At 55.1% G+C, this 16,512-nt stretch carries 17 protein-coding genes; 14 read left to right on the top strand and 3 right to left on the bottom strand.

Going from position 1 to position 16,512, the window contains the following annotated elements:
• The first annotated feature begins 232 nt into the window (after nt 1–232).
• Both lpcA and KGP25_RS04795 read left to right on the top strand, forming a co-directional pair.
• Nucleotides 233–811, top strand: coding sequence for a D-sedoheptulose 7-phosphate isomerase (lpcA, locus tag KGP25_RS04790; RefSeq protein ID WP_021242877.1), 579 nt, complete (start codon nt 233–235; stop codon nt 809–811).
• A gap of 57 nt (nt 812–868) precedes the next feature.
• Nucleotides 869–1,636, top strand: coding sequence for a class II glutamine amidotransferase (locus tag KGP25_RS04795; protein ID WP_223540043.1), 768 nt, complete (start codon nt 869–871; stop codon nt 1,634–1,636).
• Here KGP25_RS04795 and dpaA read toward each other — a convergent pair.
• Nucleotides 1,607–2,347: a peptidoglycan meso-diaminopimelic acid protein amidase gene (gene dpaA, locus KGP25_RS04800; RefSeq protein WP_167214374.1), complete on the bottom strand. Its 741-nt coding sequence runs from the start codon at nt 2,345–2,347 to the stop codon at nt 1,607–1,609. The genes KGP25_RS04795 and dpaA overlap by 30 nt on opposite strands.
• Nucleotides 2,348–2,645: 298 nt before the next feature.
• Between dpaA and KGP25_RS04805 the strand changes: the two genes are divergently transcribed.
• The 8 genes from KGP25_RS04805 (at nt 2,646) to dinB (ending at nt 9,853) form a co-directional block, all read left to right on the top strand.
• Complete coding sequence (locus KGP25_RS04805) at nt 2,646–3,989, top strand: Na(+)-translocating NADH-quinone reductase subunit A (RefSeq protein WP_111967264.1); 1,344 nt, start codon at nt 2,646–2,648, stop codon at nt 3,987–3,989.
• 3 nt (nt 3,990–3,992) lie between these two features.
• Nucleotides 3,993–5,228, top strand: a complete 1,236-nt coding sequence (locus KGP25_RS04810; protein ID WP_223540044.1) for an NADH:ubiquinone reductase (Na(+)-transporting) subunit B — start codon at nt 3,993–3,995, stop codon at nt 5,226–5,228.
• Entirely contained in the window at nt 5,221–6,015 is a 795-nt protein-coding gene (locus KGP25_RS04815; protein WP_223540045.1) for a Na(+)-translocating NADH-quinone reductase subunit C, read from the top strand. Before KGP25_RS04810 ends, KGP25_RS04815 begins: the two co-directional genes overlap by 8 nt.
• Entirely contained in the window at nt 6,008–6,646 is a 639-nt protein-coding gene (locus KGP25_RS04820; protein ID WP_024909466.1) for an NADH:ubiquinone reductase (Na(+)-transporting) subunit D, read from the top strand. Before KGP25_RS04815 ends, KGP25_RS04820 begins: the two co-directional genes overlap by 8 nt.
• A gap of 6 nt (nt 6,647–6,652) precedes the next feature.
• On the top strand, nt 6,653–7,249 hold the full coding sequence (gene nqrE, locus KGP25_RS04825) for an NADH:ubiquinone reductase (Na(+)-transporting) subunit E (RefSeq protein ID WP_023334613.1): 597 nt from the start codon (nt 6,653–6,655) through the stop codon (nt 7,247–7,249).
• Nucleotides 7,250–7,259: 10 nt separating this feature from the next.
• Nucleotides 7,260–8,483 carry an NADH:ubiquinone reductase (Na(+)-transporting) subunit F gene (gene nqrF, locus KGP25_RS04830; RefSeq protein WP_196364969.1) on the top strand — a complete coding sequence of 408 codons (1,224 nt, stop codon included), beginning with the start codon at nt 7,260–7,262 and terminating at the stop codon, nt 8,481–8,483.
• A complete protein-coding gene (gene nqrM, locus KGP25_RS04835; RefSeq protein ID WP_023615899.1) occupies nt 8,483–8,686 on the top strand; it encodes a (Na+)-NQR maturation NqrM in 204 nt (67 codons plus the stop codon). The genes nqrF and nqrM overlap by 1 nt, the downstream gene beginning before the upstream one ends.
• A gap of 108 nt (nt 8,687–8,794) precedes the next feature.
• On the top strand, nt 8,795–9,853 hold the full coding sequence (gene dinB / locus KGP25_RS04840; RefSeq protein WP_048029970.1) for a DNA polymerase IV: 1,059 nt from the start codon (nt 8,795–8,797) through the stop codon (nt 9,851–9,853).
• 76 nt (nt 9,854–9,929) lie between these two features.
• Here the strand turns inward: dinB and pepD are convergent, their stop codons facing one another.
• Nucleotides 9,930–11,387, bottom strand: a complete 1,458-nt coding sequence (gene pepD, locus KGP25_RS04845) for a cytosol nonspecific dipeptidase (RefSeq protein ID WP_045909844.1) — start codon at nt 11,385–11,387, stop codon at nt 9,930–9,932.
• 260 nt (nt 11,388–11,647) lie between these two features.
• Here pepD and gpt point away from each other — a divergent pair, with 260 nt between their 5' ends.
• The 3 genes from gpt to crl all read left to right on the top strand — a co-directional run bounded on the left by gpt (nt 11,648) and on the right by crl (nt 13,914).
• The gene (gene gpt, locus KGP25_RS04850; RefSeq protein WP_003863205.1) at nt 11,648–12,106 is read left to right on the top strand and encodes a xanthine phosphoribosyltransferase; all 459 of its coding nucleotides are present in this window, start codon (nt 11,648–11,650) and stop codon (nt 12,104–12,106) included.
• Nucleotides 12,107–12,210: 104 nt separating this feature from the next.
• Nucleotides 12,211–13,455, top strand: a complete 1,245-nt coding sequence (gene frsA / locus KGP25_RS04855; RefSeq protein ID WP_045909843.1) for an esterase FrsA — start codon at nt 12,211–12,213, stop codon at nt 13,453–13,455.
• A 57-nt stretch (nt 13,456–13,512) separates the two neighbouring features.
• Entirely contained in the window at nt 13,513–13,914 is a 402-nt protein-coding gene (gene crl, locus KGP25_RS04860; protein WP_223540046.1) for a sigma factor-binding protein Crl, read from the top strand.
• Between the two features lie 136 nt (nt 13,915–14,050).
• On the opposite strand, the gene phoE is transcribed toward crl, so the two are convergent.
• On the bottom strand, nt 14,051–15,103 hold the full coding sequence (gene phoE / locus KGP25_RS04865) for a phosphoporin PhoE (protein ID WP_008501878.1): 1,053 nt from the start codon (nt 15,101–15,103) through the stop codon (nt 14,051–14,053).
• Between the two features lie 304 nt (nt 15,104–15,407).
• Between phoE and proB the strand changes: the two genes are divergently transcribed.
• Nucleotides 15,408–16,511: a glutamate 5-kinase gene (proB, locus tag KGP25_RS04870; protein ID WP_008501877.1), complete on the top strand. Its 1,104-nt coding sequence runs from the start codon at nt 15,408–15,410 to the stop codon at nt 16,509–16,511.
• The last annotated feature ends 1 nt before the right edge of the window (nt 16,512 follow it).

A 16,512-nucleotide genomic window follows, 5' to 3' on the forward strand; every position in this document is an offset into this window, starting at 1 on the left:
AGCTCCCTTGCTTGTAGGAGGTCTGACCACTTGTGATGATATGGTTGTAGTTGATGTTATTTCCTTTAGCAATGTGTTTACAAAATAATTACAACCTGGTTCACATTGTTCGCGTTTTACCCGGCACGAAAAAGCAAAACGCCGGACGTTTCGCATGGCTTTAGCTTCTCGCTTTTCCCGCTATCCGGTACACTCCACTGTGTTATTTCATCAATACTGAAGGATTATCCTCATGTACCAGGATCTTATTCGTAACGAACTGAACGAAGCGGCGGAAACGCTGGCTAACTTTCTGAAAGATGATGCCAATATTCACGCTATTCAGCGCGCTGCGGTCCTGCTGGCCGACAGCTTCAAAGCGGGTGGCAAAGTGCTCTCCTGCGGTAACGGTGGCTCTCACTGTGACGCGATGCACTTCGCAGAAGAGCTGACCGGTCGCTATCGCGAAAACCGCCCGGGCTATCCGGCGATTGCGATTTCCGACGTGAGCCACATCTCCTGCGTAGGCAACGACTTCGGTTACGACCACATCTTCTCTCGCTACGTTGAAGCGGTAGGCCGTGAAGGCGACGTGCTGCTGGGGATTTCTACCTCCGGCAACTCCGGTAACGTGATCAAAGCGATCGCCGCCGCGCGTGAAAAAGGGATGAAAGTCATCACCCTGACGGGTAAAGATGGCGGTAAGATGGACGGTACGGCGGATGTTGAAATTCGCGTTCCGCACTTCGGTTATGCTGACCGCATTCAGGAAATTCACATCAAAGTGATCCACATCCTGATCCAGCTGATCGAAAAAGAGATGGCTAAGTAAGACTTCGCGGGGGGCATATCCATTGGGGCGCTGCCCCCGCTGTTGTGGAGGTGATGTATGTGCGAACTGCTCGGGATGAGCGCGAATGTGCCAACCGATATCTGCTTTAGTTTCACCGGGCTGGTGCAGCGCGGTGGAGGAACCGGGCCGCATAAAGACGGCTGGGGCATCACCTTCTACGAAGCTAAAGGGTGTCGCACGTTCAAAGATCCACAGCCCAGCTTTAACTCACCGATTGCCAAACTGGTGCAGGACTATCCCATCAAGTCCCGCTCGGTGATCGCCCACATTCGCCAGGCTAACCGCGGCGAAGTGGCGCTGGAAAATACCCATCCGTTTACCCGCGAGCTGTGGGGCCGTAACTGGACCTACGCGCACAATGGGCAACTCACGGGCTATAAGTCGCTGGAGACGGGCAATTTCCGCCCGGTTGGCGAAACCGACAGCGAAAAAGCCTTCTGCTGGCTGCTGCACAAGCTGACGGAGCGCTATCCCCGCACGCCCGGCAACATGGCTGCCGTGTTTAAATACATCGCGACGCTGGCGACCGAGCTACGTGAAAAAGGCGTGTTCAACATGCTGCTCTCTGACGGCCGCTATGTGATGGCGTTCTGCTCGACGAATCTGTTCTGGATCACCCGCCGTGCGCCGTTTGGCGTGGCGACGCTGCTGGATCAGGATGTGGAGATAGACTTTCAGAAGGAGACCACACCGAACGATGTGGTCACTGTTATTGCAACGCAGCCGCTGACGGGCAACGAAACCTGGCAAAAGATTATGCCAGGCGAGTGGGTGCTATTTTGTCTCGGGGACCGTGTAATTTGACGCCAGCTGTGGATGGACGACTTCGTGGCTCAGCGGTTTGCTGACCACGTAACGGCCATCTACGATAGAGACCACCGGTGGCTTGTGGGTCTGCTCAAAGTAGTCATAACCCGGCTTCAGCTGTTGCCAGAAATCCGCGTAGTATGAGTACTTGTGACGTGCCATGTTGGCGTCCGTCATGCGGAACGGATAGATGCTGACCTGTACGCTAGGCTGCCCAAAGACCAGCGCGCCGGTCACGAACTGGAAGATCTCATCAATGCCGGAATCGGTCATCGCATAACAGCCGATAGACACGCAGGCACCGTGGATCATCAGGTATTTACCTTCATAACCGTGTGCACGGTCATAGGCATTCGGGAAGCCGATGTTAATGGCTTTATAGAAGCGGCTGTCAGGCTTGAGCTGGCTGCGCTGAACGTTGTAGAACCCTTCCGGACTTTTGAAGTCGCCCTGACGTTGTTTTGGCCCCAGTCCGCCGGAGTAGTTACAAATTTTGTAACTATCAAGCAGCTGATAGGTCTCGCCCATCTTCACAAACAGATCGAGAGTGCGTTCTTCCTTGAAGATTTGAATATAAACCGGCGATCCCATTAACTGCTGTTTATATTCCTTGCTGACCGGCGTCGTTGAGCTATTACTGCTGAGCAGTCCGGCAAACGACATGCACGGAATCAGAAGCATCGCAATGAACAATGCGATTTTACGCATACTACTAGTTCCTTGATAAAACCATGACCAACTTGCCAGGACGGCAAAAGAGACCCGAAATCAGATTATTCTGTTAGGAGCGCTCACATTAGCACCGCTATAGATTTTCGCAAGAGCCGGGCGGTGAGTTTACAAATTAGTTTTACTTTATAAACCATCAAAATCGCGATGGCTCCAGGAACTTTGCGCATTAGCTCGCAATTTGGAGCGCACGACGGCGGTTTCCCTGCCCGCGAGAAGGGGAAAATGTTACACTTCGCGGCCACTGGATTGTTGTTCATGGAAACCTGCTAACCACATGTTTAAAATAAAAAAAGGACTTGATCTGCCGATTGCAGGCGTGCCCGCGCAGCACGTTTCGACAGGCGCACGTGTCCGTCATGTCGCCATTGTGGGCGACGACTACCTGGGAATGCGACCTTCTATGCTGGTACAGGAAGGCGATCGCGTGATCACAGGACAGGCGCTCTTTGAGGACAAAAAAAATCCCGGCGTGATGTTCACGGCCCCCGCAAGTGGCACCGTTGTGGCGATTAACCGTGGCGAACGACGCGTTCTGCAGTCGGTGGTTATCCGCATTGAAGGCAACGAACAGCGTGAATTCGCCCATTACGATGCCGCAGACCTCGCGTCGCTGAGCCGTGACGCTGTTCAGGCTCAACTTCTGGCATCCGGTTTATGGACCGCGCTTCGTACCCGTCCCTTCAGCAAATCCCCTATGCCGGGCACGGAACCGGCCGCGATTTTTGTCACGGCAATGGACACCAACCCGCTCAGCGTGGACCCGCAGCCGGTTATCCTGGCGCAGCGCAAAGCCTTTGATGCCGGGCTGACCGTGTTAACCCGCCTGACGTCGGGGAAAGTCCACGTTTGCCAGGCCGGTGGCGGCAAGCTCGGCGGACATCCGCAGGGGCAGGTCACGTTTAATGCGTTTGCGGGCCCGCATCCGGCGGGTCTGGTTGGAACGCACATCCACTTTCTTGAGCCGGTAAGCCTGGCGAAACAGGTCTGGCACCTTAATTATCAGGACGTCATCGCCATCGGGAAGCTCTTCACCACCGGAGAGCTGTGCGCAGAACGTGTCATCGCCATCGGCGGGCCGCAGGCGGTAAACCCGCGTCTGGTGAAAACGCTGATTGGCGCGGATATCAATGAACTACTGACCGACGAAACCAAAGCGGGCGAAAACCGGCTGATTTCCGGTTCGGTCCTCAGTGGCCGCCATGCTGTGCAGGCGCACGCCTATCTGGGGCGTTTCCATTTGCAGGTCAGCATTGTGCAGGAAGGACGCGACAAAGAGCTGTTCGGCTGGGTGTTGCCCGGTGCGGAAAAATACTCCGTTACCCGGACCACGCTGGGCCACTTCCTGCGTAACAGGCTGTTTAACTTCTCGACCACTACGCACGGTGGCGAGCGCGCCATGGTCCCGATTGGCAACTACGAGCGCGTCATGCCGCTGGATATTCTGCCGACCATGCTGTTGCGCGATCTGCTCGCCGGTGACACCGACAGCGCGCAGGCGCTGGGCTGCCTGGAACTGGACGAAGAAGATCTGGCGCTCTGTACCTATGTCTGTCCGGGAAAATACGAATATGGACCGGTATTGCGCGAGGTGTTAACCCGCATTGAGCAGGAAGGATAACCGATGGGCTTAAAACACCTCTTTGAAAAAATGGAGCCGCACTTTACCGAAGGGAAGCTCAAAAAGTACTACCCGCTGTATGAAGCAACGGCAACCATTTTCTATACGCCGGGTCTGGTGACGAAGGGGGCGGCGCACGTTCGTGACGCCATCGACCTTAAACGGATGATGATTCTGGTGTGGTTTGCAGTCTTCCCGGCGATGTTCTGGGGGATGTACAACGTCGGTTTGCAGACCCTTCCGGCGCTGCACCACATGTATGATGCGCAGCAGCTGGCGCAGGTGCTTCAGTCTGACTGGCACTACCGCCTGGCCCAGTCGTTAGGGGTGAACTTTGCGCCAGACGCAGGCTGGATCAGCATGATGACGCTGGGCGCGGTGTTCTTCCTGCCGATTTACCTCACGGTATTTATCGTGGGTGGCTTCTGGGAAGTGCTGTTCGCCATCATCCGTAAACATGAGATCAACGAAGGTTTCTTCGTGACCTCGATTCTGTTTGCCCTGATTGTCCCGCCAACCTTACCGCTCTGGCAGGCGGCGCTGGGCATCAGCTTTGGCGTGGTCATTGCTAAAGAAATTTTCGGCGGCACCGGGCGGAACTTCCTCAACCCGGCGCTGGCGGGACGAGCGTTCCTCTTCTTTGCCTATCCGGCGCAAATCTCAGGCGATCTGGTCTGGACGGCGGCAGACGGTTTTTCCGGTGCGACGCCGCTTTCACAGTGGGCGGCACACGGCGGCGAAACGCTGGTGAACAACGCGACGGGTCAGCCCGTGACCTGGTTTGATGCCTTTATGGGCAACATTCCCGGCTCTATCGGTGAAGTCTCGACGCTGATGATTTTGATTGGCGGGGCGATCATTCTGTTTGGGCGCGTGGCCTCCTGGCGGATTGTGGCGGGCGTGATGATCGGCATGGTGCTGACCGCCACGATGTTCAACCTTATCGGTTCGACCACCAACCCGATGTTCTCTATGCCGTGGTACTGGCATCTGGTGCTGGGGGGCTTCGCGTTCGGCATGATGTTCATGGCGACGGACCCCGTCTCGGCCTCGTTTACCGATAAAGGTAAATGGAGCTATGGCGTGCTCATTGGCGCGATGTGCGTCCTGATCCGCGTGGTCAACCCGGCGTATCCGGAGGGGATGATGCTGGCGATTCTGTTTGCCAATCTGTTTGCGCCACTCTTCGATTACCTGGTGGTGCGGGCCAACATCAAGCGGAGGAAGGCGCGTGGCTGAAGTCAAAAATAACGACAGCATCAGCAAAACGCTGCTGGTGGTGGTGGTGCTCTGTCTGGTCTGCTCCATTGTCGTGGCCGGTTCTGCCGTGGGGTTAAAACCCCTGCAGCAGGAGCAACGTGCCCTGGATAAACAGCGCAACATTCTGGCCGTGGCCGGGCTGATGCAGGAGGGGATGAGCGCAGATGAGGTTTCGGCCGTCTTTGCCGAACGTATTTCCGCGCGTCTGGTGGATTTAAAAACCGGCCAGCTGCTGGATAAAGACCCGGCAACCTTCAACCAGGCGCTGGCGCTGAAAGATCCGCAGATGAGCCTGACGCTCGAGGCATCGCAAGACCCTGCCGGGATTAAGCGCCGCAGCAATCTCGCCGAAATATACCTGGTGCGTGACACCCAAAAACGCATTCAGGAAGTGGTGCTTCCTGTCTACGGCAACGGCCTGTGGTCAATGATGTATGCCTTTGTAGCCCTTGATACGGATGGCCGCACCGTTAAAGGCATTACGTATTATGACCAGGGCGAAACGCCGGGGCTGGGCGGCGAAGTGGAAAATCCGAACTGGCGGGCACAGTTTGTCGGCAAGAAAGTGCTCGACGATAACGGTCTGCCTGCGCTGAAGGTGATGAAAGGAGCGGCACGTCCCGGTGACGACTACGCGGTCGACGGGCTTTCCGGTGCCACGCTCACCTCAAACGGCGTGCAGCACAGTTTTGATTTCTGGATGGGCGAGTTGGGCTTTGGTCCTTTCCTGAAAAACGTACGTGAAGGAGCGCTGAACAATGGCTGATACCGGTGAACTGAAAGAAGTGAAAAAGGTGCTCATTGGCCCACTGCTCGCCAATAACCCGATCACGCTGCAGGTGCTGGGCGTCTGTTCAGCCCTGGCGGTGACCACCAAGCTGGAAACGGCGGTGGTAATGACGCTGGCCGTCACGCTGGTTACGGCGTTTTCGAGCATGTTTATCTCGATGATCCGCCACCACATTCCCAACAGCGTGAGGATCATCGTGCAGATGGCGATCATCGCCTCGCTGGTGATCGTGGTCGATCAGCTGCTGCGCGCCTTCGCCTATGAAACCTCCAAACAGCTCTCGGTGTTTGTCGGGCTGATTATCACCAACTGTATCGTCATGGGGCGTGCGGAAGCCTACGCCATGAAAATGCCGCCGCTGGCGAGCTTTATGGACGGTATCGGCAACGGTCTGGGCTACGGTGCGATCCTGCTGACCGTGGGGTTCCTGCGAGAGCTGATTGGCAGCGGCAAGCTGTTTGGCATCACGGTGCTGGACACGGTGCAAAACGGCGGATGGTATCTGCCAAACGGCCTGTTCCTGCTGGCCCCTAGCGCATTTTTCATTATCGGTTTGTTGATCTGGCTGATTCGTACGTTGAAACCAGAACAGCAGGAAAAGGAGTAACCGACGATGGCTCATTACCTGAGTTTGTTTGTGCGCGCGGTGTTTGTTGAAAACATGGCGCTCGCGTTTTTCCTCGGCATGTGTACGTTCCTTGCTGTGTCTAAAAAGGTCTCCACGGCATTTGGCCTGGGCGTGGCGGTCACCGTTGTGTTGGGGCTTTCGGTTCCGATTAACAATCTGGTGTACAACTTCGTGCTGCGGGATGGCGCGCTGGTGGAAGGGGTTGATCTCAGCTTCCTGAACTTCATTACCTTTATCGGGGTGATCGCGGCGCTGGTGCAAATCCTGGAGATGATCCTCGATAAGTATTTCCCGTCGCTCTACAACGCGCTGGGGATCTTCCTCCCGCTGATCGCGGTGAACTGTGCCATCTTCGGCGGCGTCTCGTTTATGGTTCAGCGTGATTACAACTTCAGTGAATCCGTGGTGTACGGTTTCGGCTCCGGTATCGGCTGGATGTTGGCGATTGTCACCATGGCGGGGATCCGCGAGAAAATGAAATATGCCAACGTGCCTGCGGGTCTGCGTGGCTTAGGGATCACCTTTATCACCACCGGTCTGATGGCGCTGGGCTTTATGTCCTTCTCCGGTGTGCAGCTATAAGGGCTAACAGATGGAAATTATTCTTGGCGTGGTGATGTTCACGCTGATCGTACTGGTGCTGTCAGGACTCATTCTGGCAGCGCGGGCGAAGCTGGTGAATTCCGGCGACGTGGTGATTGATATTAATGACGATCCGCAGAATCAGATCCGCACGCCTGCGGGAGATAAACTGCTCAACACGCTCTCCGGTAATGGTATTTTTGTCTCCTCAGCCTGCGGCGGCGGCGGCTCCTGCGGGCAGTGCCGCGTGACGGTAAAAGAGGGCGGTGGCGATATTCTGCCCACCGAGCTGGCGCATATCACTAAGCGTGAGGCAAAAGAGGGCTGCCGTCTGGCCTGTCAGGTCGCAGTGCGTCAGAACATGAAGATTGAACTGCCGGAAGAGATTTTTGGCGTCAAAAAATGGGAGTGCGAGGTTATCTCTAATGATAACAAAGCCACCTTTATCAAAGAGCTGAAGCTGCGCGTACCGGAAGGGGAAGATGTCCCGTTCCGCGCCGGCGGATACATTCAGATTGAGTGTCCTGAGCATACCGTAGCATATGCGGACTTCGACGTTCCGCAGGCGTACCGCGCCGACTGGGACAAATTCAATCTCTTCCGCTTTGTATCAGAGGTAAAAGAGCCGACGCTGCGCGCCTACTCGATGGCCAACTACCCGGAGGAGAAGGGTATTATCATGCTCAACGTGCGTATCGCCACGCCGCCACCGAATGTGCCGGATGCGCCGCCGGGCGTGATGTCGTCATACATCTGGTCTCTGAAGCCGGGAGATAGGGTAACTATCTCCGGTCCGTTCGGGGAGTTCTTCGCGAAAGATACCGACGCGGAAATGGTCTTTATCGGCGGCGGTGCCGGTATGGCCCCGATGCGCTCGCACATTTTTGACCAGCTCAAGCGGCTCGGCAGCAAGCGTAAAATCAGCTTCTGGTACGGGGCGCGCTCGCTGCGCGAAATGTTTTACGACGACGAGTTTGAACAGCTGGCACGTGAAAACCCGAACTTTACCTTCCACGTGGCGCTCTCCGATCCGCAGCCGGAAGATAACTGGACGGGCTATACGGGGTTCATCCACAACGTGCTATATGAAAACTACCTCAAACAGCACCCGGCGCCCGAGGACTGCGAGTTCTATATGTGTGGTCCGCCGATGATGAACGCCGCCGTGATTAAGATGCTGAAAGATCTCGGCGTCGAAGATGAGAACATCATGCTTGATGACTTTGGAGGCTGATGATGCTGACGTTTCTGGCAACCTTTGTGGTTTTTGTGCTTGTCATCTTCGGCATGTCGTTAGGCTGGATCGTTAAGCGGAAAAGCATTCAGGGCAGCTGCGGCGGTATTTCCTCCATTGGTATGGAGAAGGTCTGCGACTGCCCGGAACCGTGCGACGCCCGCAAAAAACGCATGGCGCGCGAGCAGCAGCGCATTATTTAAGTTTTTGTAGGCCGGGTAAGGCAACGCCGCCACCCGGCATTCTTACATCTGCTTCTCAACCCTCATTTATTTACTGTATACTTATCCAGTGATGAGTGAGGGCTTACTATGCGCAAAATAATCCATGTTGATATGGACTGCTTTTTTGCCGCAGTGGAGATGCGAGACAACCCGGCGCTGCGGGATATTCCCATCGCCATTGGCGGCAGCCGCGTTCAGCGTGGTGTCATCAGCACCGCCAACTATCCTGCGCGCAAATTTGGCGTGCGAAGCGCCATGCCGACGGCGATGGCCTTAAAGCTTTGCCCTCATCTCACGCTTCTTCCCGGGCGGTTCGACGCCTATAAAGAGGCTTCCCTTCATATTCGGGAAATTTTCTCCCGCTATACCTCTCTGATAGAGCCGCTGTCGCTGGACGAAGCCTATCTGGATGTGACCGACAGCGTGCACTGCCACGGCTCCGCCACCCTGATGGCGCAGGAGATTCGCCAGACGATTTTCAACGAGCTGAATCTGACGGCATCGGCGGGTGTGGCGCCCGTTAAATTCCTTGCCAAAATTGCCTCTGATTTAAATAAGCCCAACGGCCAGTACGTCATTACCCCGGAAGAGGTGCCCGCATTTTTAAAAACGCTGCCGCTCGGCAAAATCCCCGGGGTAGGAAAAGTCTCCGCCGCAAAGCTGGAAAGCATGGGGTTACGCACCTGCGAAGACGTACAGCGAAGCGATCTCGCGATGCTGCTTAAGCGCTTCGGGAAGTTTGGCCGCGTGCTGTGGGAGCGCAGCCAGGGGATTGACGATCGCGATGTGAACAGCGAACGGCTGCGGAAATCCGTCGGCGTTGAGCGTACCCTCATTGAAGATATTCATGACTGGTCCGAGTGCGAATCTATTATCACGGAACAACTCTACCCGGAGCTGGAGCGACGCTTAAGCAAGGTAAAACCGGACCTGCTCATCGCCCGTCAGGGCATCAAGCTCAAATTCAACGATTTCCAGCAGACCACGCAGGAACATGTCTGGCCGCGTTTGAATAAAGACGATCTTATCGCGACGGCAAAAAAGGCATGGGAAGAGCGACGAGGTGGGCGAGGGGTGAGGCTGGTGGGATTGCACGTCACGCTGCTGGATCCGCAGTTAGAGCGACAACTGGTATTGGGATTGTAAAAAAGCCCGGTGCGCTACGCTTACCGGGCCTGGGTTTTTCACCCTCTTCCACAGGAAGAGGGTTGGGATGAAGATGTTACTTCGCAGGGATCGCTTTCAGCAGTTCAGTCAGCAGCGTCCAGTAGTGACCGACGCTTTCGATATGAACCTGCTCATCCGGCGAGTGCGGACCGGTAATGGTTGGCCCGATAGATACCATGTCCATGTCCGGGTACGGTTTCTTGAACAGACCGCATTCCAGACCTGCGTGGATCACCTGAATGTTCGGCGTGCTGTTGAACAGACGCTGATAGGTTTCACGCACCAGCGCCATCACCGGAGAGCTTGCATCCGGCTGCCAGCCCGGGTAGCTGCCTTTGGCTGAGGTTTTTGCTCCCGCCAGCGTGCCCAGAGATTCCAGCATGCTCACCACATACTCTTTACCGCTGTCGATTAGGGAACGGATCAGGCAGATGATCTCCGCGCTGTCGTCGCTCATGGTCACCACGCCCACGTTCAGTGAGGTTTCCACCACGCCTTTCGCCACGTCAGAGTTGCGGATCACACCGTTTGGCGTCGCGTTCAGCAGTTGAACGAAGGTGTCACGAGACTGCACGGTCAGCGCGGCTTTATCCGTGGAGACGGATTCCAGCACCACGGTCAGGTTCTTCTCTTTCGCCGACAGTTCGTTTTTCAGGATATCCAGGTATACGGTGGAGAGTTTTTTCAGCTCGTCGGCTTTTGATGCTGGAACCGCTACGGTGGCGAAGGCTTCGCGTGGGATCGCGTTGCGCAGGGTACCGCCGTTGAAGTCTACCAGACGCAGATCCAGCTCAGCCGCATGGCCTGCCAGGAAGCGGGCCAGCAGCTTGTTGGCGTTGCCCAGACCCAGATGAATATCACCGCCGGAGTGGCCGCCTTTCAGTCCTTTCAGCGTCAGCTTGAAGGTCTGGAAACCGGCAGGAATCGCTTCGCGTGACAGCGGCAGGGTAGAGATGAAATCAATCCCGCCCGCGCAGCCCATGTAGATCTCGCCTTCTTCTTCGGAGTCGGTGTTGATCAGGATATCCGCCTGCAGCCAGTTCGCCTGCAGACCGAACGCCCCGTCCATGCCCGCTTCTTCGGTCATGGTCAGCAGCACTTCCAGTGGACCGTGCTCAACGCTGTCGTCAGCCAGCACGGCCAGCGCAGAGGCCATACCGATGCCGTTATCCGCGCCCAGGGTGGTGCCGCGCGCTTTCACCCAGTCGCCGTCGATGTACGGCTGAATCGGGTCTTTGGTGAAGTCGTGAACGGTGTCGTTGTTCTTCTGTGGCACCATGTCCAGGTGCGCCTGCAGCACAACCGGTTTACGGTTTTCCATGCCTGCGGTGGCGGGTTTGCGGATCAGAATGTTGCCAACCTGGTCACGTTCCGCATGCAGACCTTTTTCCTTCGCCCAGCCCATAATATGTTCGGCAAGCTGTTCTTCATGGTAGGAAGGGTGTGGAATGGAGCAGATTTTGGCAAAAATATCCCACAGCGGCTGCGGAGATAGTTGAGACAGTTCAGACACGATAAGTCTCCTTGTCGAGGCGCTGCAAACAGGGTTGCAGGTCACAGGGTTAGCAGGTTAATAGTTACCACAAGTCAGGCTTGCGAGATGAATCTGAGAATACCACTTTCTCTGCTGGCTGGTAGCATAAAGCATGTAAAAACTCAGGCTGAGGGCGCTAAACACTGGTTTTTAGTGCGTCAGATCTCTATAATCTCGCGCAACCTATTTCCCCCTCGAACACTTTTTAAGCCGTATAAAAACAGGCTGGGACACTTCACATGAGCGAAAAATACGTCGTCACCTGGGACATGTTGCAGATTCACGCACGCAAACTGGCTGCGCGTCTGATGCCTTCCGAACAGTGGAAAGGCATTATTGCCGTCAGCCGTGGCGGTCTGGTACCGGGGGCGCTGCTGGCACGTGAGCTGGGTATTCGTCATGTCGATACCGTCTGCATCTCCAGCTATGACCATGATAACCAGCGTGAGCTGAAAGTGCTGAAACGCGCGGAAGGCGACGGTGAAGGTTTCATCGTTATTGATGACCTGGTGGATACCGGTGGTACTGCGGTGGCTATCCGTGAAATGTATCCGAAAGCCCATTTCGTCACTATCTTCGCGAAACCTGCTGGTCGCCCACTGGTTGACGATTACGTGATTGATATCCCGCAGGATACCTGGATTGAACAGCCATGGGATATGGGCGTGGTCTTCGTACCGCCGATTTCAGGCCGTTAATACCAGTACGTAACTTTACACGCCCGGCTATGCCGGGCGTTGTTCTTTTTGGCCTGCCACGCGTTACAATAGTCTTCATATGACGTATTCATGGAGGCAACGCAATGACGCAGGCGAATCTCACCGAGACACTTTTCAAACCCCGTTTCAAACACCCTGAAACGTCGACGCTGGTGCGTCGCTTTAATCCGGGGACCCAGCCTGCCGTGCAGTCCGCGTTAGACGGTAAAAACGTTCCCCACTGGTATCGTATGATTAACCGCCTGATGTGGGTCTGGCGCGGTATCGATCCTCGTGAAATCCTTGATGTGCAGGCGCGTATCGTGATGAGTGAAGCCGAGCGCACCGACAGCGAACTCTATGATACGGTGGTGGGTTATCGGGGGGGAAACTGGATCTACGAGTGGTCTAAACAGGCGATGCTCTGGCAGCAAAAAGCCACCCAAGAAGAGGATGCCACGCGCAGCGGCAAGCACTGGCTGCATGCGGCCAATCTCTACGCCATTGCCGCGTATCCACATCTGAAAGGTGATGAGCTGGCTGAGCAGGCACAGGCGCTGGCGAATCGCGCTTACGAAGAGGCGGCTCAACGCCTGCCGGGCCAGATGCGCGAACTCGAGTTTACCATTCCGGGTGGGTCATCCATCACCGGGTTCCTGCATATGCCTGAAGGTGAAGGTCCGTTCCCGACCGTCCTCATGTGCGGGGGGCTGGATTCGTTGCAGATCGATTATTACAGCCTCTATGAGCGTTACTTCGCACCAAAAGGGATCGCGATGCTGACGCTGGATATGCCCTCAATCGGCTTCTCCTCCAAATGGAAACTGACTCAGGATTCCAGCCTGCTGCACCAGCATGCGCTAAAAGCGCTGGAAAACATTCCATGGGTTGACCACACCCGCGTGGCGGCATTTGGCTTCCGCTTTGGTGCAAACGTCGCGGTGCGTCTGGCTTACCTTGAATCCTCCCGCCTGAAAGCCGTCGCTTGTCTTGGTCCGGTCGTTCACGCCCTGCTCAGCGATCCCGCCCGCCAGGGGAGCGTGCCTGAAATGTACCTTGATGTGCTGGCCAGCCGTCTTGGCATGCATGATGCATCAGACGAAGCGCTGCGCGTGGAGCTCAATCGCTACTCGTTAAAAACGCAAGGGTTACTGGGACGTCGCTGCCCAACGCCGATGCTGTCGGGTTTCTGGAAAAACGATCCGTTCAGTCCGGAAGAAGAGTCGCGCTTAATCACGTCGTCATCTGCGGATGGCAAATTACTTGAGGTGCCGTTCAGCCCGGTCTATCAGAATTTCGATAAAGCTCTGAAAGAGATTACGCGCTGGATCGCTCAGAGATTGTGTTAATAGATTGCTAAATTTCGCTGGTTTGGTAAAACAGTGGCTTCACAAAAGGAGATCGCAATGACGTTACCGAGTGGACACCCGAAAAGTAGATTGATTAAGAAGTTCATGGCTCTTGGCCCGTATATTCGAGAAGAGCAGTGTGAAGAGAATCGCTTTTTTTTCGACTGCCTGGCTGTATGCGTCAACGTGAAGCCTGCACCCGAAAAACGTGAATTCTGGGGCTGGTGGATGGAAATGGAAGCAGAGGAAAAACGCTTTACGTATAGCTACCAGTTTGGCCTGTTTAATAAAGACGGTAACTGGGAGGCCACCACCATTAAAGATCAGGAAGTGATCGATCGCCTGGAATATACCCTGAAAGAGTTTCACGACAAAGCGAGCGCACTGCTGGCCACCCTGGACCTTAAGTTCGAGCCAGCGGATGATTTTTCCAGCGAAGCGGTGAAGCTGACTGCCTGATAGCGTCACAGCGTCGGGTGGCGGCTTCGCCTTACCCGGCCTACAAAATGCACTATCCCGTAGGCCCGGTAAGCGCAGCGCCACCGGCCAAAAAAAATCCCGGCTTATCTGCCGGGATTTTCTTATTCGGATAATCTTAGAACTGGTAGGTCATACCCAGAGCAACAATGTCATCGCTGCTCACGCCCAGTTTATTATCGTCGTCAATCTGGTTGATTTTATAATCAACAAACGCGGACATATTTTTGTTGAAGTAATAGGTCGCGCCAACGTCAATATATTTCACCAGATCTTCGTCACCAATACCTTCGATATCTTTGCCTTTAGACTGGACATAACCCAGGGAAGGACGCAGACCGAAATCGAACTGATATTGTGCGACGACTTCAAAGTTCTGTGCTTTATTAGCAAATCCGCCAGAAATTGGCGTCATATTGCGGGTTTCTGAATACATCGCTGCCAGATAAATATCGTTCGCGTCATATTTCAGACCGGTAGCCCAGGCTTCGGCTTTCTGGCCCTGGCCACGCGCCAGCAGGTTCTGCGCATTGGTGCGGTCAGAGTTAGTGTAAGCACCGCTGACGGCGAAATCGCTGCCGCCAAAGTCATAGCTCAGAGAGGTACCAAAACCGTCACCGTTCTGTTTCTTGGCGTCACGGTTTTCGTTTTTGCCCTGGTACTGCAGGGTCATGTCCAGGCCGTCAACCGCGCCGAAGAAGTCGGTGTTACGGTAGGTAGCAAGACCGGTCGCACGCTTGGTCATGAAGTTATCGGTCTGCGCGGAAGAGTCGCCGCCGAACTCAGGGAACATGTCGGTCCATGCTTCAACGTCATACAGGGCACCCAGGTTACGACCGTAATCCAGAGAACCAAAGTTTTTCAGCTTCAGGCCCGCGAACGCCAGACGGGTTTTCTGAGAGGAGTCGCTCTCGGCTTTGTTACCCGCAAATTCAGATTCCCAACGACCATAGCCCGTCAGCTGATCGTTAATCTGGGTTTCGCCTTTAAAACCGAAACGAACGTAAGTCTGATCGCCGTCTTTGGTGGCATCATCGCTGATGTAGTGCATGGCTTTCACTTTGCCGTACACGTCCAGCTTATTACCATCTTTATTATAAACTTCAGCTGCGTGAACGGATGCAGAAGCCACTACGCCCATAACCATTAATGCCAGAGTGCTCTTTTTCATTTTCGATCCTGTCTTATAAACGCGCTAAAAAATTCGCTGGACGATAAGCTCATGCTTAAGTCCCGTGAAAAAACAGGAAGGGTTTTATCGTTCTGGAATGAAACTTTTATGACAAACTAAGAATAATTTTAAAAAACTGTGATTTATTATTTCGGTAATAAAAGTGTCAAATTCTCCCGCTACGCTTCCTGATCCCGCGCAACAAAGTGTTTCGCGATGTGCTAAGGCAGTTGGCAACGGGGCTGACTCCTGCTAAAACGTTCGTTCGACATTACTTTCCCTTATCGTTGAACGGCAGAGAATCATGAGTGACAGCCAGACGCTGGTGGTAAAACTCGGTACCAGTGTTTTAACAGGCGGATCGCGCCGCCTAAATCGCGCCCACATTGTTGAGCTTGTACGTCAGTGCGCTCAGTTACATGCCGCAGGGCATCGTATTGTGATTGTGACCTCCGGGGCGATTGCCGCCGGGCGTGAACACCTGGGTTACCCCGAACTCCCCGCGACGATCGCCTCCAAACAGCTGCTGGCCGCCGTGGGACAAAGCCGACTCATTCAACTCTGGGAACAGCTGTTCTCTATCTATGGCATCCACGTCGGGCAGATGCTGCTGACGCGTGCGGATATGGAAGACAGAGAGCGCTTCCTGAACGCCCGCGATACCCTGCGCGCGCTGCTGGACAACAATATCGTTCCGGTCATCAACGAGAACGATGCCGTTGCTACCGCTGAAATCAAAGTGGGTGATAACGATAACCTCTCTGCGCTGGCCGCCATTCTGGCTGGCGCCGATAAATTACTGCTTCTGACCGATCAGCAGGGGTTGTTCACCGCCGATCCGCGCTCCAACCCGGAAGCTGAGCTGATTACCGACGTTCATGGTATCGACGATGCGCTGCGCGCCATCGCCGGTGACAGCGTGTCCGGCCTCGGAACGGGCGGTATGGGGACCAAGCTGCAGGCCGCCGACGTGGCGTGCCGCGCCGGCATCGACACCATCATTGCGGCGGGCAGCCGCCCTGGCGTGATTGGCGACGTGATGGAAGGCATCTCCGTTGGCACCCGCTTCCACGCTCAGGAATCTCCGCTGGAAAACCGTAAGCGCTGGATATTTGGCGCGCCGCCTGCGGGCGAACTCGTCGTCGATGAAGGGGCGACTGCCGCGATTCTGGAACGAGGAAGTTCATTACTTCCTAAAGGAATTAAAAGCGTGACAGGCAACTTCTCCCGTGGTGAAGTGATCCGTATCCGTAACCTCGAAGGCCGCGACATCGCCCACGGCGTAAGCCGCTATAACAGCGATGCCCTGCGCCGCATCGCGGGTCACCATTCGCAGCAGATCGACGCCATTCTGGGCTATGAATATGGCCCGGTTGCCGTGCATCGCGATGACATGATTATTCGTTAAG

This window comes from Enterobacter sp. JBIWA003, from assembly GCF_019968825.1.
GTDB lineage: Bacteria > Pseudomonadota > Gammaproteobacteria > Enterobacterales > Enterobacteriaceae > Enterobacter > Enterobacter quasiroggenkampii.